20 protein-coding genes and 2 pseudogenes are annotated in these 16,460 nt (G+C 64.3%); 10 read left to right on the top strand and 12 right to left on the bottom strand.

Annotated features, from left to right (window positions below; translation table 11 throughout):
* Window positions 1–28: 28 nt before the first annotated feature.
* The 5 genes from FGL91_RS15565 to FGL91_RS15545 all read left to right on the top strand — a co-directional run bounded on the left by FGL91_RS15565 (window position 29) and on the right by FGL91_RS15545 (window position 3,784).
* Window positions 29–814: an acetoin reductase gene (locus tag FGL91_RS15565; protein ID WP_025104939.1), complete on the top strand. Its 786-nt coding sequence runs from the start codon at window positions 29–31 to the stop codon at window positions 812–814.
* Window positions 815–1,191: 377 nt separating this feature from the next.
* Window positions 1,192–1,791, top strand: a complete 600-nt coding sequence (locus tag FGL91_RS15560) for a hypothetical protein (protein WP_153244268.1) — start codon at window positions 1,192–1,194, stop codon at window positions 1,789–1,791.
* Window positions 1,788–2,267: a cupin domain-containing protein gene (locus FGL91_RS15555; RefSeq protein ID WP_079113303.1), complete on the top strand. Its 480-nt coding sequence runs from the start codon at window positions 1,788–1,790 to the stop codon at window positions 2,265–2,267. Before FGL91_RS15560 ends, FGL91_RS15555 begins: the two co-directional genes overlap by 4 nt.
* Before the next feature lie 553 nt (window positions 2,268–2,820).
* Entirely contained in the window at window positions 2,821–3,153 is a 333-nt protein-coding gene (locus tag FGL91_RS15550) for a cupin domain-containing protein (RefSeq protein ID WP_058631432.1), read from the top strand.
* Window positions 3,154–3,172: 19 nt separating this feature from the next.
* Window positions 3,173–3,784, top strand: coding sequence for a uracil-DNA glycosylase family protein (locus FGL91_RS15545; RefSeq protein WP_054682934.1), 612 nt, complete (start codon window positions 3,173–3,175; stop codon window positions 3,782–3,784).
* Between the two features lie 403 nt (window positions 3,785–4,187).
* Here FGL91_RS15545 and FGL91_RS15540 read toward each other — a convergent pair.
* From FGL91_RS15540 to FGL91_RS15515, 5 genes are all read right to left on the bottom strand, one after another.
* Window positions 4,188–5,440 (bottom strand): IS3 family transposase gene (locus tag FGL91_RS15540; RefSeq protein WP_153244267.1). Its coding sequence is split into 2 segments (ribosomal slippage): window positions 4,188–5,158 and window positions 5,158–5,440, totalling 1,254 coding nucleotides; the frame shifts between segments, so codons are not numbered across the junction.
* A gap of 395 nt (window positions 5,441–5,835) precedes the next feature.
* Window positions 5,836–6,831, bottom strand: coding sequence for an ATP-dependent DNA ligase (locus tag FGL91_RS15530; protein WP_153244266.1), 996 nt, complete (start codon window positions 6,829–6,831; stop codon window positions 5,836–5,838).
* A 3-nt stretch (window positions 6,832–6,834) separates the two neighbouring features.
* The gene (locus tag FGL91_RS15525; RefSeq protein WP_153244265.1) at window positions 6,835–7,062 is read right to left on the bottom strand and encodes a DUF2188 domain-containing protein; all 228 of its coding nucleotides are present in this window, start codon (window positions 7,060–7,062) and stop codon (window positions 6,835–6,837) included.
* Window positions 7,005–7,322, bottom strand: coding sequence for a TetR/AcrR family transcriptional regulator (locus FGL91_RS15520; protein WP_265491530.1), 318 nt, complete (start codon window positions 7,320–7,322; stop codon window positions 7,005–7,007). The genes FGL91_RS15525 and FGL91_RS15520 overlap by 58 nt, the downstream gene beginning before the upstream one ends.
* Window positions 7,323–7,656: 334 nt before the next feature.
* Window positions 7,657–7,860, bottom strand: a complete 204-nt coding sequence (locus tag FGL91_RS15515; RefSeq protein ID WP_153244263.1) for a hypothetical protein — start codon at window positions 7,858–7,860, stop codon at window positions 7,657–7,659.
* 203 nt (window positions 7,861–8,063) lie between these two features.
* Here FGL91_RS15515 and FGL91_RS15510 point away from each other — a divergent pair.
* A pseudogene (locus FGL91_RS15510) lies at window positions 8,064–8,735 on the top strand (IS3 family transposase); the annotation flags it as partial.
* Window positions 8,736–8,922: 187 nt separating this feature from the next.
* Here FGL91_RS15510 and FGL91_RS19150 read toward each other — a convergent pair.
* The 4 genes and pseudogenes from FGL91_RS19150 to FGL91_RS19420 form a co-directional block, all read right to left on the bottom strand.
* On the bottom strand, window positions 8,923–9,504 hold the full coding sequence (locus FGL91_RS19150) for a hypothetical protein (RefSeq protein WP_227991648.1): 582 nt from the start codon (window positions 9,502–9,504) through the stop codon (window positions 8,923–8,925).
* Window positions 9,505–9,754: 250 nt separating this feature from the next.
* Window positions 9,755–10,153, bottom strand: a complete 399-nt coding sequence (locus FGL91_RS19145) for an MFS transporter (protein ID WP_227991646.1) — start codon at window positions 10,151–10,153, stop codon at window positions 9,755–9,757.
* A gap of 76 nt (window positions 10,154–10,229) precedes the next feature.
* Entirely contained in the window at window positions 10,230–10,457 is a 228-nt protein-coding gene (locus FGL91_RS19425) for an FCD domain-containing protein (RefSeq protein WP_416202668.1), read from the bottom strand.
* Between the two features lie 137 nt (window positions 10,458–10,594).
* A pseudogene (locus FGL91_RS19420) lies at window positions 10,595–10,834 on the bottom strand (GntR family transcriptional regulator); the annotation flags it as partial.
* A gap of 210 nt (window positions 10,835–11,044) precedes the next feature.
* On the opposite strand from FGL91_RS19420, the gene FGL91_RS15495 reads away from it, so the two are divergent.
* From FGL91_RS15495 to FGL91_RS19415, 3 genes are all read left to right on the top strand, one after another.
* Complete coding sequence (locus tag FGL91_RS15495) at window positions 11,045–11,770, top strand: tyrosine-protein phosphatase (protein WP_153244261.1); 726 nt, start codon at window positions 11,045–11,047, stop codon at window positions 11,768–11,770.
* 18 nt (window positions 11,771–11,788) lie between these two features.
* Window positions 11,789–12,304, top strand: coding sequence for an AAA family ATPase (locus FGL91_RS15490; RefSeq protein ID WP_227991645.1), 516 nt, complete (start codon window positions 11,789–11,791; stop codon window positions 12,302–12,304).
* 257 nt (window positions 12,305–12,561) lie between these two features.
* Window positions 12,562–13,014 carry a GNAT family N-acetyltransferase gene (locus FGL91_RS19415; RefSeq protein WP_153244260.1) on the top strand — a complete coding sequence of 151 codons (453 nt, stop codon included), beginning with the start codon at window positions 12,562–12,564 and terminating at the stop codon, window positions 13,012–13,014.
* Between the two features lie 470 nt (window positions 13,015–13,484).
* On the opposite strand, the gene FGL91_RS18960 is transcribed toward FGL91_RS19415, so the two are convergent.
* Together FGL91_RS18960 and FGL91_RS15475 are read right to left on the bottom strand one after the other, a co-directional pair.
* Window positions 13,485–14,093, bottom strand: a complete 609-nt coding sequence (locus tag FGL91_RS18960) for an NADPH-dependent F420 reductase (protein ID WP_194239245.1) — start codon at window positions 14,091–14,093, stop codon at window positions 13,485–13,487.
* A gap of 133 nt (window positions 14,094–14,226) precedes the next feature.
* Window positions 14,227–15,342, bottom strand: a complete 1,116-nt coding sequence (locus FGL91_RS15475; protein WP_153244258.1) for a hypothetical protein — start codon at window positions 15,340–15,342, stop codon at window positions 14,227–14,229.
* 153 nt (window positions 15,343–15,495) lie between these two features.
* Between FGL91_RS15475 and FGL91_RS15470 the strand changes: the two genes are divergently transcribed.
* Complete coding sequence (locus FGL91_RS15470) at window positions 15,496–15,978, top strand: hypothetical protein (protein WP_153244257.1); 483 nt, start codon at window positions 15,496–15,498, stop codon at window positions 15,976–15,978.
* Window positions 15,979–16,079: 101 nt separating this feature from the next.
* Here the strand turns inward: FGL91_RS15470 and FGL91_RS15465 are convergent, their stop codons facing one another.
* Window positions 16,080–16,427: a hypothetical protein gene (locus tag FGL91_RS15465; RefSeq protein ID WP_153244256.1), complete on the bottom strand. Its 348-nt coding sequence runs from the start codon at window positions 16,425–16,427 to the stop codon at window positions 16,080–16,082.
* Window positions 16,428–16,460 lie beyond the last annotated feature (33 nt).

Here is a 16,460-nt window from a genome sequence, read left to right as displayed (position 1 = left end):
CCGTTCGCGTTTGAGAAGGAGTACGAGAATGGCTATTCAGGATAAGGTCGCATTGGTCACCGGAGCCGGGCAGGGGATCGGGCGCGGCATCGCGCTTCGTCTCGCCGCCGACGGTTTTGACATCGCCGTCGCGGACATCGAGCCGCAGCGCGAGAAGGGTGATTCGGTCGTCGCCGAGATCGAGCAGCTGGGCCGAAAAGCGGTCTTCGTCGCTGCGGACGTGTCGAAGCGCGACCAGGTCGTTGCCGCTGTCGACGCAGCCGCCGAACAGCTCGGCGGGTTCGATGTGATCGTCAACAACGCCGGCATCGCCCAGATCAAGCCCGTACTCGAGATCACCGCCGAAGAGCTCGATCAGATCTTCCGGATCAACGTCGACAGCGTGGTCTGGGGCATCCAGGCGGCCGCAGCGAAGTTCGAACAGCTCGGTCACGGTGGAAAGATCATCTCCGCGGCATCCATCGCGTCGATCCAGGGGTTCCCCATCCTCAGCGCGTATTCGGCCTCGAAGTTCGCCGTTCGCGGCTTCACCCAGGCGGCCGCGCAGGAGCTCGCTCCGAAGGGCATCACGGTGAACGCTTACGCGCCCGGCATCGTCGGCACCGGCATGTGGGAACTCATCGACGCCGAGCTCAGCAAGATCAACGGCAAGCCACTCGGCCAGAACCTCAAGGAAAACGTGGAGGGCATCGCGCTCGGCCGCATCGAGACCCCCGAGGACGTCGCGAAGGTCGTGTCGTTCTTCGCCGGCCCCGACTCGGACTACGTCACCGGCCAGGTGCTTCTCGTCGACGGCGGCATGCTTTACAACTGAGTCATCACTGACCGTCTCACCACCCGCCGCGCGTCGGCGTGTGACCCTCCCGGGCGCCCTCCGGTATCGGCAGCTCAGCCCGCAGACCGAGCAGTCGGAAAGGCCTCGTGAAGATCAGACGAAGTCACGACCGGATCGTACTCACCTGCCCCTCGACGCGACCTGCGTCGGGGGGCTTTTTCGCGCCCACAAATCGGCGCCCAGTGGTGCAGCCACCTCGATACGCCTGTACTGAATTACGTATCGAACGCGTCAGCCGCAACCTCCGCGAGCTCGAGGTCAGGGCGCGCACGCACGTCCGGCGGGTTCTGCCTGCCGGGACGCTCACCGCGCGTCGAGGGCTCCCGGCGAATGTGGTGTTCGCAGCCGCCTTGTCCATGGCGTTCTTCACCGCAGACCTGTTCATTCCGCTCGCCCTTACCAGCGTGCGAGGGATCAGCGCTACACTCGCCGGGATCGTCCTGACCGCAGGCATCATCGGGTGGACCGCCGGCGCCTATGCCCCCGCCCGGCTCCTGAAGTGGGGCATGACCAAGGGGGGCATCGCGCGCCTCGGAGCGATTCTCGTCATCGCGGGTTTGACGGTGATCGGTGCCGTGATCCTCACCACCGTCCCCGTCCCCGTCGCCGCCGTGGGCTGGATCATCGCCGGGCTCGGCGCCGGTCTCGGTTTCACGATCAACTCCATCGCCGTCCGCGATGATGCCGCTGGCACGGTCGGGCGCGCCTCATCGCAGATGGAGCTCGGCAACCAGGCCGGCATCGCCATCGGCACCGGGCTCGCCGGTGCCCTGGTCGCCACCATGGGCGCCACTGCAGCCGGACTAAGCGGCGTCCTCGTCGTCGCTGGGGCCGGCGTCGTACTCGCTCTCCTCGCCCCCCACGAGGTTCGCCGAAACCCACCCACCCTTGACTCCCCCCCGAAAGATGATGCTGACTTGGACTCGAAGTCCGAGCACAAAAGGAGAACACAATGACCATCAACGACATCGGGCCCCGCCCGAACGCGTTCGACATCGAAGAGGCCACCCGGCGGAACGAGAACTACCGCAGCGTGGCGTGGACCGGGAAGTATTTGCAGGTCACGCTGATGTCTATCCCGGTCGGGGAGTCCATCGGCCTGGAGGTCCACCAGAACACCGATCAGTTCCTGCGCCTCGATGCCGGACAGGGCAGGGCCGTCATGGGCCCGGCCAAGGACCGGCTCGACTTCGAGCAAAACGTCTCGGATGGGTGGTCTGTCCAGGTCCCCGCCGGCACCTGGCATGACGTGATCAACACTGGCGACGAACCGCTGCGCCTCTACGCGATTTATGCCCCGGTGCACCACGCACCTGGCATCACCCAGGGAACCAGCGACAAGGCAGAACAAGACGAAGCGACCGGTAAGGACGAGCCTCCCGCATGGACCGTCCAGCCCGAGGACAGCGCGCCGGACGAGCACGCCAACTGACGTCTACTTGTGTCACCGCTCCGTAAGGATGTTGCGGACGAGGATCGTCTTGGTCCACCCCGGGCAGCGCGCCCCGCCGCCGCGTGAAGACATCGGCCGGTCTCGACCGGCCGATGTCTTCACGCTCCCGCCCCTCACGCTGGTAGGTCTGACGATCACGGATGTCGAGGACCTCGACTGGGCCTCGTGTCAGAGTGTCGGCAAGGCCGCATGGTTCCTCGGGCAGGCCAACACTGTGCCCTGTCTGCGACACCGTGCGATCACAGAACGCCGCCACAAAGCGTCAAACTCCACACGCATGGGAACGATGCATCTGGCGGCGGAGAAAGCGGGTGCCCAGAAGCCGCTGGCAAAAATTTCACCGAGCTAAGAGGACGCCCGCCGAAAACGATCGTTCTCGGTGACCAGCGTGCTGAACGAGTGGCAGGCTCGGAGAGTAAGCCGAACGGGGACAGATAATAGGTACGAGCTTGAGCCAAGCTGTGTCGGCCAGCTTGGTTCCCGTAAGGCCGAGCAACCCCACGCACGATGACATTCGAACATCGGAAATGCTATGCAAAAGACCTCACTCATCGCCCTCGCGCGACACGAACTCTCTCAGGCGAAGGAAGCGTCCAGTGGTAGAAGCGCGAAGACCGTCTTCGGAGGACACGAGCATCAACTCCGACAAACGCTTATTGCTCTCAAGGCCGGCGAAAGCCTGGCTGAGCACGAAAGCTCCGGAGAGGCAACCCTGCAAGTCCTCGAGGGCCGCGTCCTGCTCAGATTCGGAGACCTGTCGTGGAACGGATCTCCCGGTGACCTCCTCATCATCCCGGACGGGCTCCACTCACTCGACGCCATCGAGGACTCAGTCATCCTCCTGACCGTCGTTAAGAAGCACTGAAGCAGGTTGCGTACGGATCGTGGGAACTCCGCAGTACGGTGCACTTGATCCTCTCGCGCTCATCCATGATGAGCTGATACACGATTCCACCAACAACGCGCTGCGAGAGCAGGGCATGGACCCCATTTACACGGTGGGTGCCGCTGCGCGCGTGGCCGTCATTGGCCAGGCGCCGGGACGCCGCGCGCAGGCAAGCGGGGTGCCGTGGGACGACGCCAGTGGTGCCACCCTCATGCAGTGGCTTGGTGTCACCGAAGGACAGTTCCGAGACCCGGACAATTTCGCTCTCTTGCCGATGGACTTCTACTACCCCGGCCCCGGTCGCAGCGGGTCGGGAGATGCGCCGCCGCGTCGAGGCTTCGCGGCCAGGTGGCATCCGCCGCTCTTCGCGTTGATGCCTGATATTCGTCTGACTTTGTTGATCGGACGCTACGCACAGCAGGCGTACTTGCCGATTGCGAAGACCGCGACGCTGACCGCGACGGTACGGAATTATCAGCAGTTTCTTCCTGAGCTGTTCCCTCTAGTGCACCCGTCGCCGCTCAACTTTCGTTGGCACGCGAGGAACCCATGGTTCGCCGCAGACGTCGTGGAAGATCTCCGTTGGCACATCGAGACCGCGTTGCGGTGAAACCGTTTCTGGGGGTGAATCAATCGCTGATGCCCGCGCACTACATCGGGTCGCGCCGGCCCGTGATGTCCTCCGTTTGGGGGACACCCAGTGGTAATGTCTGTGTGGTAGCTGGGGCTACGCGCGGGGCGTCTGGGGCGCTGCGCCAAACGCAATGAGGCGATGTCACATTCCGTGTGACGAGCCCTCTCCGAGCCACGATTCTGGGGAACTCGACGTTCTGAGAGGGCTACTCGCTCGGCTCACGAGGTTCTCCTGGCATGAGCCGTCCGTCCTCGTGATGCCGACGCTCCCGGCAGGCCTCCGAGCACCGACCAATGCCGGCGGCGGTCATCCTGTCGGAGCTTCGAGCACTTCATCGAGATGAGTCGCCCCGGCGTGTCCGGAGGGCTGGTTTCTGGTGTCAGCCCGCTCGTTCGAGGGGTTCGGTCAGAGCGTAGCTGAACTGCTCGGCCTCGAGCGGGGTGAGGCCGTCGATCGAGCCGTGGATTCGGTCGGTGTTGAACCACTGCACCCAGCCGGCGGTCGCGACCTCGACCTGATCGACGTCGCGCCACGGGCCTTCGTGGTGGATGAGTTCGGACTTGTAGAGCCCGATCTGGGACTCCGCGAGGGCGTTATCGTACGCATCACCGACGGACCCGACGGACGGGTCGATGCCCTCGTCGATGAGCCGGTCGGTGAACGAAATCGATGTGTAGACCGACCCGGCATCGGTGTGATGCGTGAGTCCGGCGAAGCCGGTGGCGCCTTCGCGCCGCCGAGTCCAGAGCGCCATCTCGAGGCAGTCCAGCACCAACGGGGTCGTCATGCTCGTCGCGGCCCGCCAGCCGAGGATGCGACGGGAGTGCGCGTCGAACACGAACGCGACGTACACCCACCCCGACCACGTCCACACGTAGGTGAAGTCGGCCACCCAGAGCTGATTCGTGCGGAACCGGGCGAAGTGCCGGTCGACGAGGTCGGCCGGCCTGCTTTCCCTCGGATCCGCGTCGACCGGGTTCTTGCGCCGCCCACGGACGACACCAGCGATCCCGAGCTCCCGCATGAGCCGCTCGACCGTGCGGCGGGCGATGTCATGCCCCTCACGTCGCAACCGCAACCAGAGCTTTCGAGCGCCGAGCAGCCGCCGTTGCTTGCGCCACGTGGCCAGGATGATCGGCTTCCACCGCTCGTCCGACACCTCCCGCGCCGACGGCTCCCGGCTCCGGGTGTCGTAGTAGCTCGATGGGGCGACCTTGCAACCGTGCTGGGTGAGCATGGCACAGATCGACTCGACACCCCACCGGAGCCCACCATCGGTGCGATCCTTGTGCTCGTCGATGAAGGCGACTATCGCAGGTGTGGCCGGTCGAGTTCGGCCGCGAAGAAAGCCGAGGCCGCCTTCAATATCTCGTTCGCACGCCGCAACTCAGCGTTCTCGCGCTTCAGCTTCTTGATCTCTGCCTGCGCGTCGCTCGTGACACCGGGCCGCTGCCCGCCATCGACCTGGACCCGGCGAATCCAGGTGCGGATCGTTTCGGGCGATCCGATCCCCAGCATGCCCGCGACCGCGGTGATCGCCGCGTACTCGCTCGGATACTCGGACCGCACCTCGGCGACCATACGGACAGCGCGCTCACGAAGCTCGCGCGGGTATTTGCTGGGACGTGCCATGAGACAGATCCTTCCAAGGAATTCTGCCTCCGGACACACCGGGGCGACTCAACCCGCGTGCCGCTCGACGTCGTGTGGATCCGCGACGGGCGCGTGGCGGGGATCGCTACGCTGCAACCGTGCTCGATCGCGCCATGTCCCCACGAAGCCTCCCCGGGGCCCGTAGACGCGATCCTCGAAGCTCCGGCCGGCACATTCGGCAGCGCCGCTCCCGGCTCAGTCGTCGACGTGGGGTCCGTGCCCGATTAAGGCGGCAGTGCTCAGCCCAGCGGTCGGGGCGGGCCCACCGGTCGAGGGGCTAGATGTTCCACCATCGAAGCGCAAAGGCGAAGAGCGGATCGACGATCCGCACTGCCGATGTCGGGCCAGACTCCTGAAACTTGGTGACGCCTCAATCAGCGAGAAGCCTCGACCTCGGCAACAGGGACGTCCGGCCTAGCGCGCAGGAAGCGCACGACATGGCGGAAGGACCGGCCCGTCATAGCCACGTCTGCTGCTATCTCGACGACAAACGGTTGGACGAGCGTCAGCCGTACCGGCTCCCTTCCTGACCGATTGAACCGGCTAAGGGCCCCCGGCTTCACCTCCTGCGGCCACGGGTGAGGCTCCGCAGGCTCCCGCAGCAACCGACCCAGTTCCCGCGCGGTGCTCGTCGCGAGGGTCGTCGAACGTCCAACTATCCGCAGCTCCCCGTCTATCGGCAGACCGATCACGAGTTCTTCGGGCCGCTCCCGCGCACCGATCACGGCGGCACAGATGACGTCGAGCGTGTCACGGTGTTTCACATTCACCCACGTTCGATCACCGCCGACGTAGGGCTGCGCGCCGCCCTTGACCACGAGCCCTTCAACCCCTGACGCCACGAGAGTGTCGAACCACTGGGCGGCTTCCGCCGCATCCGCGGTGACGGGGGAGAGGTTCAGCGGCGGCGACCATTCCCGCGCCAGCTCTTCGAGCAGCGCGCGCCGATCGTCCAGACGTAGGGCGCGTGCGTCGCGATCCGCGATCGCGAGGATGTCGAAGGCTACATACGACGCCGGCTGTGCACGGGAGAGCTTCGCGACGGTGCTGCTACTGCCGTTGGTACGGCGCAACAGGGCGTCGAAGTCCAGGCGGTCGTCCGACCACACCACGGCCTCGCCATCGAGGATGACGCCGCTGGGCAGCTGCGCGGCCGCGGCGACCAGTTCTGGGAATGCGCGGGTGAGGTTCTTGCCCTGCCTGGACCACAGAGTTACGTCCTCGTCGTCGACGACGAGCAGCAGCCGAAATCCATCCCACTTCGGCTCATACCGCGCGCCGCCCGGTAGCGCATCCTCGGCCGGGACCGTTCCAGCCGGCCGGGCCAACGCCACGCCTAGCGGCGGCCGCAGCCCGACCGGCAGGGGCATGGCTTAGCCCTTCACGTCTCGGGGGTCGTTGCCGTAGCTGTTGCGCTCGGCAATTTGTCCGTTCTCGTTCTTGATGATGTGCTCCACCTGGCGTTCCTTCGCGAGGTCACGTCCAGCGGTCACCGCATCTTCTTTCGTTCGGTGCGGGCCGCCTGTGGTCGAGCTGTCGCCGGTCACGCGGTTGTGCCAGGCGCCGTCCTCGTGGAAGGTCTCAACGTCTCCGGTAGGCATGTTGCTCCTTTCGTCTGGAGCTTCATTGTCGGCCCGGCGCGCGGTGAAGGGACAGCCCCTTGCGGGAACCCCATCTGACGCATCTTATGGGCGACATCCTGCAGAAAGCCTTGCCAATGCTCGGCGAACTCCTCATCCAGGTTCGATGTCAACTGTCCGAGGAGCAGAGCGATCACACCCTCAAGCAGATCCTCACGCCCGTGCACGTACCGGTAAAGAGACATCGCCTCCACACCCAACTCCTGAGCGAGCGAACGCATCGAGAGCCCCTGCGCACCAGAGCGATCAATCTGGCCAAGAGCAGTCTCGATAATGAGTTCGCGGCTCAGGCGGCCGGCCGCTGACCCTCTGGACTCCCGGCTAGATTCTCTCGACATGACGCGTCATCCCTCCCACCGGTCAAAGCACGCACCCTATCCGCGAGTGCAGCAGGACCGACCGATGTATGCCCACGGTAGCCCCGCTTACGTTGTAAGCAGGGCTACCGACCCTTGGCGCTGTCCAAGACTCCCGAGCGACTCCGACCACTAGACGGGTTGAGCTTGATTGGCGGACAGGAGAGAAGGCTTCGGTCGTAGGCGATAGTCGGCAGCGTCAATCGTCCCCGTCGGCGGCTTCGTCTTCTTCTGGGTTGAAGTGCGAAGGCGAGTCGGACAGGCCTGCGGCTACCCCGTCGGGGTTCGCGGGGATGGTGTTGTCTTCCCCCAGACCCCCGGGCTTGACCGTTCCCTCGGAATCGTTGGTCGAAACATCGGTGTCGGAGTATTCACGGCTCGATGCATTGCTATCGTTCGTCATCGGCTTCTGCTTTCACTATGTTCTGTACTGCAAGAGACGGCAAGAGTACCTCCTGTGACACGCTAGTTAGCACCCCACTGCCTATGGGACCCAGGTAACGGACAGGCGATGTTAGGAACTTCGCCACGCCTCAGCGTCAAGACGGTCTCACGACGCCGCGACTCAAGTCGGACACTAGCGGTCGACTGCTGCGCATGATCAGGTACCGGCGGGCGTATCACGACGCCCGCGCCGAGGGGTGGGTGGTGAACCACAAGAAGATCCAACGCCTGTGGCGTGACGAAGGGCTCCGGGTCCCGCAGCGGCGTCGACGCAAGCGCGTCGGGTCCTCGACCGTCGACGCGCCGACGGCGGACGCGCCGAACGTGGTGTGGGCAGTGGACTTTCAGTTCGACGCCGACGAGCACGGCCGACCGATCAAGATCTGCTCGATCGTCGACGAACACACCCGGGAGTGCATCGGCGGCCTCGTGGAGCGCTCGATTACCGCCGACCGACTCACCGCCCACCTCGAGGACCTCGTCGCCGCCCGGGGCGCCCCGGCGGTGCTCAGGTCGGACAACGGGCCGGAGTTCATCAGCGAGGCGATGGCCGACTGGGCCGGCACCCGCACCGGCCTGTCCTACATCCCTCCGGGCTCGCCGTGGCGCAACGGGTACGTCGAGTCGTTCAACAGCCGGATCCGCGACGAGTGCCTCAACATCAACAGCTTCTACTCGCTGCTGCACGCGCAGGTCATCATCGGCGACTGGAAGGACGAGTACAACCACCACCGCCGGCACTCCTCGCTCGGCTACCTACCCCCAGCCGAGTACGCTCGACAGTGCACCCATCAAATGGAAACCGACGACTCACAGAACGTCCGGACCGAATGAAGGGGGCGGCTCACGATCACAGGCGCCCTGGGCGCAGACGTCACCATGCCACTCCCGCTGCACCTCGACTGCATGGCGTCCTTGACGGCGACCGGCCCGCGGGGATCGCAAGCAGCTCGGAGCCTGGCGGCTGCCTCCGGAGCAACCGCGCTGCCAGTCCCATCGGACGGCGATGCCCGGCGACGCGCTACGGAAGGTGCCTGCGCCAGCTCAGAGCGACGATGCTGAAACTGATGAGCGCAAGAACCGCGCCGATGACGAACATGACCGTGTACGGGAGCCACGCACCCACTAGCGCAAGAACGGCCGGGATGAAGAATCCGATGTAGGTCAGCGAGTAGTACACGGCCGTGAGCCCCGCGAGATCGTCGGGGCCGGCGATACGCTGGATCTCGCGGAGACCACCAACGAGCAAGAGTCCATACGCAGCCCCGAGCGCGGCAGCGGCGACGACGACCCACGCCAACGAGTCGAGACCGACCGCGACGGCCGCCAGCACCATCCCCACGACGGTGACTGCGAGCGCCAAGCCGACACCGCGGGCCGAGCCGGGGTCATCGAAGCGGCCCGCAAGCCGCTGCGCGCCGACGCCGCATCCTAGTGCGATCACACACAGGAGCCCGCTCATCGCGATCTCCAAGCCCGGAGCCTTCGACATCATCAGGCCAGGCAGTATCGCGTAGGCACTGGCCGCTGTGCCGAAGACCCAGGGCGCCATGGGCACGACGACGAAAAGGAAGCGACGATGCACAGCGGACGGAATCTTCAAGTCCTCGAGTAACGGCCGACCGTCATCACTTGTCCGCCTACTCTCCGGCACCCGCCACAGCAGCGAGAATGATGCGATGGCTAGCACGATGTGCACGAAGTATGGGCTCTGCTGCGGTGCGGGCCCGAATTGCGCGAGCGCCGCAGCAACCCCCGCGCCCAGGGCAAAGCCCGCTGTGAGGGCGAGCGCCGCGCGCCCTGCGCCGCTCCCTTCCGGGCTCCGGTGTCGAACGGCGCCTGCGACAGCTCCTTCACCCAGGCAGTCCCCACCGCCATAACCAACCCAGCGCCACACCCGAGAGAACTCGCCCGGCGAACAACACGGTCGGCGATGAAGCGCCCAGCGCGAGCAGAACGCTCCCAGCGACAGCGACGAGCGGAGCAGGAAGGAAGAACGGCCGGCGTCCGAATCGGTCGGAGAGAGGGCCTCCGAGGATCAGAGCGGGCACGATACCGAGAACGTACGCACCGAGCAGAACGTCGAGCACGAGAGGCGTCATCTCGTCCTCCTGTCGGTACATCACCAGCAGGGGGGTGAATTCGTTACCACCCCACGCGACCGCGAAGAGCGCCGCGCACACGGCCATCCAGGGGCGGATGCGGTGCCGAGGACCCGCATCCGGGATCGGGAGGGAGTCCGTGATACTCATGGCAACAGCTCCCGATGTGTACGCCGGATGTGAGATTCGAGCGCGATTCGGAATGCGTCGCTATGCGCACCATCGATCAGCCGCGCGAGCTCGGTGTGGTCGTCGAGGACCCCTCGAGGCGGTCCGCGCGCTTCCACAGCGATCGCGCCGTCATCCGCCTCTGCCGATCGCTCAACGACGCGAAAAAGTCCGATAGCAGACGGTTTCCGCCGGCATCGACGACCGCAGCGTGAAAGTCCGCGTCCAGGACCGCGAAGCCGTGAAGGTCTTCCCGCGCAGCGGCATCACGCTGCCCCCCGAGGATCGTCTGCAGTCGCTCGACAAGTTCGGAACGCAGCCGGCATCGCCCGAGACCCGGGAGACGGCATCCGACTCGAGGAGAACGCGCGCCCGCACGATCTCCTCGCGTTCGTGTGGCCTCACCTCAACGACGAACGCACCGCGCTTGGGGTACAAACGCAACCACCCCTCGCCCTGCAGTCGCAGGAACGCCTCACGCACCGGAGTGCGACTCATACCAAGCTCGTTGGCCACCATCCCCTCGCTGATCATGCTTCCCCCAAGTAACGCGCCATCCAAGATCTGGGCACGCAAATGGTGGTAGGCAACCTCGGACGCGGATGCATGGCTAGCGGCACCAGATTCGGTCACGCTTGCCCCCCTTGTTTCTGAATACAACATAGATACTAGTCGCATACTCTACAAAAGACAACAAGAGAATGGCGGGGTGTTTTTACGGCGCGGCCTGAGCCAGCCTGGGCACAGGTTGTGGGAGTGGACCTGCCGAAAACGATCGTTTCCGGCGCTGTCACTCCTCGGGCCAGGGAATCACTGCCGCTAACGTTTGCCACAACCCCGGTTCGGCAAGGGTTTTCGGCAAGGCTGGCAAACATGAAACCCACGCTCCGCATCGATGGTCTCGCCAATGTGCGAGACCTCGGCGGTCTAGAGCGCACAGACGGAACCGTGACACCCTCGGGCGTATTTATCCGCTCGGAGAGGCTGGAACGAGTCGACTCGGAGGGGTGGCAAGCAATTCACGCCCACGGAGTACGCACCGTGATCGACCTTCGTCGACCAGATGAGTCGACGGGACAAGTCCCCCCGGCGGTCAAGCGCATCCACGTAGATCTTGACGGCAGCGATGAGACGGACTTCTGGAAGCAGTATGAAGAGGATGGCCGGTGGGGCACGCCCCTCTACTATCTCGCGCACCTCCAGGCGCTTCCAGACAGACTCGCGCTTGTACTGAACGCGATCGCTGACGCCGATGATGGAGCGATCCTCTTCCACTGCTCGGCAGGGTGGGATCGAACCGGCCTCGTCGCCGCCGTACTCCTGCGGGCGGTCGACGTCACCGACGATGCCGCCGTCGCCGACTACCTCAAGTCATTCACGAACGCGGACGCGATGGCTGCGCTGCACGAACGATCTATTGAGGTCGAAGAACGACAGCAAATCCTTGGCCGATTCGGCCACACCGCAGAATCCGCGTTCCGCGACATGTACGGGAACTTGGATCTCGAAGCCTGGTTTAGCGAATCGTGCATCGCGCCTGAAACACGAGTTGCCATCGAGACGTGGCGGGGAGCGGCTGCCTCACTACGCCCGGTTTGACCTTCGCGTCTGCCGTAAATGATCGTTGCCAGAGCGGGCGGGGCTATCGTCGGAGTGATGATCAGAGTTGTTTTGATGTGCGGGCCGGCGGGATCCGGAAAGTCGACCGTTGCGAGGCGACTGGAAGCGGAAGGCATGGTTCGTCTTTCATTCGACCAGGAAGCCTGGCGCAGGGGCATCCGGACGATGCCCCTGCCGAGCGATGTGCATGAAGAGATCGAGCAGGAGCTCCGCGCCCGCCTCATCGCGCTCGTCGCGGCTGACCAAGACGTGGTACTCGACTTCTCGTTCTGGTCCAAGCGTGCCCGTCTCATCTATCGGAACTTGCTGCGCCCGCTTGGAGTAGTGCCTGAGACGATCTATCTCGCGACGCCAAGGGCAGTCGCACTGGGACGACTCGCGGCACGGAGCCACGAGCACGCGGACGACTATGCGCTTTCCAACGACGTCGCGGCAGACTACTTCGACCACTTCGAACCCCCGACCGCCGAGGAAGGTCCCCTGACGGTGCTCGGCGCGGAACCGTCGCACTGAGCGATCGATCGATGAGACGCAGACCTGAAGATCGATCACTGTCCGGCCACGATCGGCGTTGAGGCTCACGAGGGGTGTTCACGTCCAGTCTCACCAGGGTCAGCGTTGATGAGAAGCTCGCGGTCGGAGGCCCACCGAAAACGATCGTTTTCGGTAGAGCCACCCGTATGCACCGCGGCCATCGCCGCTAACGCTCCCCGGAACTGCCATTCGGCAGACGGTTTCGGCGCTTGGTGTCTGCTCCATAAGCTGTGTTCATGTTCCGCCTACGCCGCCGGACCCCGAGCGACTGTGAAGCAGTTGTCAGCTGGGTCCCCGATTCAGACGCCTTGTACTTGTTCACAGGTCCCCGACTTCGTTGGCCCCTCGACACCGTGCAGCTATCGGAGATGGAAGATGAGGGGCACAGCGGATGGACGCTTGTCGAGGACGAATCAGACGAGGCGCTCGGACATTTCGATCTGGCAATCGATGGTGAGGCCGCTCGCCTAGGTCGCGTCTGCATCGATCCGATGCGCAGAGGGCAGGGTCTCGCGCACGTGCTCGTCGGCTGTGCCATAGACCGGGCGAGATCGCTCGGTGCGTCAGAAATGCGACTAAACGTGATCGTCGGCAACGACGCCGCGATACGAACCTATGAGCGTGCGGGGTTCACGACAAGTCCACGGTCGGATCGGCCGGACGTGCTCGTGATGTCCCGCGTACTGTAGCGCTCGGGAACGAAGGGGCCGGGCGCGCCGAGCGAAGCTGCGCTCTTAGCGCCCGCCGAAAACGATTGTGTGCGGTGAGTGCGAGGCTGAGGAGTGAATACGCCTGCCGCAAACGTTCTCCGAAACCCTGTTATGGCGGGGAGTTTCGGCGCACACGGCCAGAAGCACGGCGATCAGGATCTCCAGCGAGCCGTCGTCTCCGTACACGGGTCGGTCGCGATCTCCGATGGCGAACCTGTTCAGTGGATTCGGTACTCGGATCCCTCTGCGTCATACATCGTCAACGACCAGAAAGCGTCCGCGGGAGGATCTCCTCAGCCGCGGAGCGAAGCATGTAATCGCGCTGTCCGGTCAGCAACTCAGGATTCGTCAGTAGCTACCCGTTTCCAACCAAAATAGGAGTTCTGGTTGATGATGGGCGGCTGCCCCCTGTCACGCCGTCATCGCCGCGTTGTCGCTGGATCTGCTCATTAGGGCAAGAGAGCGAAACCGGATTCATTGCGCGTCTTCCCGAGCGCAGCGAGCACGATTTGGAGGAAGCCCATCGCCTCGAGCTCCCTCGCGCGGGAGAGGGGGCCAACGTCGACCGCCCGGAGCCCGGATGCCTCGATGAGGTTCGCAACCGCGATTTTCGCCTCGGCATAGTCTCCGGCGAACAGAACTGTCGTGGGGGTCGTGCCGTTCGTGCCGGTGGTGAGGGTGTCGCCAAGGTTGACGTTGAACGCCTTAACGACTGCCGTGCCTTCGGGGAGTTGCTCGGCGAGCTGGGCCGCGGTCGAGGAGTCAGCCGGCACCGCCAGTTCGTCGTACGTGGAGAAATCGATCGGATTGCTGATGTCGATCACGACTTTGCTGCGGAGTCGTTCCCGGTAATGCTCGAGGATGTTCGGGTAGGCGGAGTGCGGTACGGCGAGCACGACGAGGTCGCCGGTGAGCTCGTCGCCGAACCGCGCGTACGTGACGTCCGAGCGGTCACCCGATGAGCTCAGAAAGAATCTTGCGATCCGTTGAATCCATGCAAAAATTCTTCCACGAGCGCCCGATATCAGCGACATAGTTGGAATCGGATTGCGGGACATTCTCAATAGTCTTCTAGGGTGAGAAGCGCGAATCGGCGGGTGATGTGAGCGTTACCTCGCTGCTCGCCTTCTGGGGCGTGTCGGCACTGTTCATCACGCAGTCGTGCGCGACGGGTGGTGTCGTCGAGATCGGTCACGTGTTTCCCTTCTGTGTGATGGCGGCGTCTTCGTTGGCACCCTCGGTGGGCTCGGGGAGGTCGCGCGTGCGCATCACGGCGTCGACGCCGACCAAGCCGGCAAAGCGCACGGCATCGTTCCCGCCCATGAAGCGGTTCAGCGCGAACTTGGGCGGGAACTGCGCGAGGACAGAGATCTCCTCGTCGAAGTACTCCGTGGTCCTCATGGCGAAGATGCGCGTGGTGTCCAGGGCGCGGAAGCTGTCGATCGACAGGATCGATGTCTCCACGCTGCCGAAGATGAGCCGGTCGAACTCTTTCTGGTTGGTCCAGTGCTGACGAATGCGCTTGGCGATCCCCGCAGACTCGGATGACGCACCGACGTAGACCTGCCGGTACTCGTCGAGCACCATGATGTAGACCCCAGGCACGCCAATCCATTCGGTGAGATCTGTCACCTCGACCATGTCCGGGTGGCCGTCAAGCGCCAGCTGCAGAGTGGCTTCGAACTCGACCGCGTCGAGCGAAGCGAAATGGGCCATGTTCATGTCGAAGTTCGCCAGCGCGTCGGCCTGGTGCGCTTCGCACCACTCGTCGGTGAGGATGCGGTGCTCGGGATCATCGAAGTAGTGGTTCATCCGGTCCCACGCCCCCGGGCTGTCGTCTCGGGACCAGCGAGGCATCGAAGAACGCTTGTTGATGGTCGCGTAGGTGTCGCGGGAGATCTTCAGGCCACGGCCTGCGTTGCAGCGTACGGTCGTGCCGAAGTGCGTGGCTCGCTCGATACCGCTGGCGCGCGGCCGGCCGCGGCGTGGGATCGCGATACTGACCCCCCACACCTTCCGCGCAAGACGTGTCTGCCAGCGGTGCCAGACGAGCGTGTGACCGAAGTCGACCAGCGCCTGGAGAGTCACATTGGCGTTGGGGCCTGTCGCGACATTGAAGATCCGGGCGGGATCGAACTCGAGGTGCTCGCCTTCCGGGATGAGACCGGCACTGGTCAGCTCGAACGGGTCCGCGTCGAGCACCAGGTAGCCTTCGTCGAGCAGAGCCCGGCGCAACTCCTGACCAGTCGGCGCACTCGGCGCCCAAACGAGCGTCTCGCGCGGGGTGACGGTTATCTCCAGTTCCACCGGGATCAGCTCGACTCGATCATGTGGAACGCCTGAGCAGTCGTCACGATCAGCACGCCCAGCGATACGCGGGTTGGCAGCGGCATGGTGAGACTCTAGCGCCGAGCCCTTGGCTGCTGGGTGATCCTCTCACCACTGCGAGAGGATGGCGTCGTGCCCGAGACTGTCCGCTTCATCCTGAACCGCACCAGCGAGCCTCCCGGTGTGCTGCATCGGGAGGATTGCCCGACTATCCAGCATCAGGTACGAGGTGATGCTCGAATCGAGCAGTCCGGCGGGGTCGAGATCCTCGAAACCTACGAGGACGGTCTGGCGCTGGTCGGCCCTGGGGACGACACTCATCGAAGCTACTATCGGGCGTCGTACGTCAGCGTCGAGGAAGTCGCGACCATCGGCCAATATCGGCGCTGCAGGACATGCGTCCCTGACGTGCCGGAAGGGCCTCCGTCAGCGCAGGTGAACATCAAGACGGCAGAGACGCTCAATGCGTCCGACCTCGGTCGGGTCACCGTCGACGGCGAGGTCGAGCGGATCGAACACACGAGGGCGGGCACCGCGGTCACGCTGACGACAGGCGAGCAACTTCAGCTCCAAGAGGGTGAAACCGTCGCGTTCCCCAGGAAGACGCGGAAGTAGCCAACCGGCAGTAGCCGGAGCAGCGTGAGGATCAGCATCACCACCCACGTCGTTGACTCTGGCCCTAGATCCCTGCCGCATGAAGCGCGATGGACGCTCGTTCAGATTGAGTCGCTGAGAGCCAAATCCGAGAGGTCCCGGAAGGTGCGGATCGCGAAATCTCGGGCCGAGCCACCGGAGCTTGAAACGATGAGAGCTTCGGCGACGTTCACAATTGCCCATTCTGGGTCTTCACCGCGTCGAGCAAAGGGGTGCGATTCTGAAGCGTGTGGGCCAGCGGTGAGTGGTGGGCTCCAAACGAATCGCCAGACTCTCCCGGTGATCATCAGTCGGTAGTAGGCCTCTTCCATCGCGAACTCGACGCCCTTGGGGATGGTCCGAATGTCGAGGAACGGGAAAGCAGCATGCGTGATGTCAGCGATACCAGCGAGGTGGGGCCCTTCAAACACGTTGACTTCCTCGCACCGCTTTTCGAGCGGTGG

It is taken from the genome of Microbacterium sp. CBA3102 (assembly GCF_007954505.1).
Lineage (GTDB): Bacteria > Actinomycetota > Actinomycetes > Actinomycetales > Microbacteriaceae > Microbacterium > Microbacterium aurugineum.
This window is presented reverse-complemented; position numbering and strand designations above follow the sequence as displayed.

Excerpts from the sequence above, each read along its gene's own strand:
- FGL91_RS15565 (WP_025104939.1), top strand. The coding sequence starts at position 29 with ATGGCTATTCAGGATAAGGTCGCATTGGTCACCGGAGCCGGGCAGGGG.
- FGL91_RS15560 (WP_153244268.1), top strand. The coding sequence starts at position 1,192 with ATGGCGTTCTTCACCGCAGACCTGTTCATTCCGCTCGCCCTTACCAGC.
- FGL91_RS15555 (WP_079113303.1), top strand. The coding sequence starts at position 1,788 with ATGACCATCAACGACATCGGGCCCCGCCCGAACGCGTTCGACATCGAA.
- FGL91_RS15550 (WP_058631432.1), top strand. The coding sequence starts at position 2,821 with ATGCAAAAGACCTCACTCATCGCCCTCGCGCGACACGAACTCTCTCAG.
- FGL91_RS15530 (WP_153244266.1), bottom strand. The coding sequence starts at position 6,831 with ATGCCCCTGCCGGTCGGGCTGCGGCCGCCGCTAGGCGTGGCGTTGGCC.
- FGL91_RS15525 (WP_153244265.1), bottom strand. The coding sequence starts at position 7,062 with ATGCCTACCGGAGACGTTGAGACCTTCCACGAGGACGGCGCCTGGCAC.
- FGL91_RS15520 (WP_265491530.1), bottom strand. The coding sequence starts at position 7,322 with ATGCGTTCGCTCGCTCAGGAGTTGGGTGTGGAGGCGATGTCTCTTTAC.
- FGL91_RS15515 (WP_153244263.1), bottom strand. The coding sequence starts at position 7,860 with ATGACGAACGATAGCAATGCATCGAGCCGTGAATACTCCGACACCGAT.
- FGL91_RS19145 (WP_227991646.1), bottom strand. The coding sequence starts at position 10,153 with ATGAGTATCACGGACTCCCTCCCGATCCCGGATGCGGGTCCTCGGCAC.
- FGL91_RS15495 (WP_153244261.1), top strand. The coding sequence starts at position 11,045 with ATGAAACCCACGCTCCGCATCGATGGTCTCGCCAATGTGCGAGACCTC.
- FGL91_RS15490 (WP_227991645.1), top strand. The coding sequence starts at position 11,789 with ATGATCGTTGCCAGAGCGGGCGGGGCTATCGTCGGAGTGATGATCAGA.
- FGL91_RS19415 (WP_153244260.1), top strand. The coding sequence starts at position 12,562 with ATGTTCCGCCTACGCCGCCGGACCCCGAGCGACTGTGAAGCAGTTGTC.
- FGL91_RS18960 (WP_194239245.1), bottom strand. The coding sequence starts at position 14,093 with ATGTCCCGCAATCCGATTCCAACTATGTCGCTGATATCGGGCGCTCGT.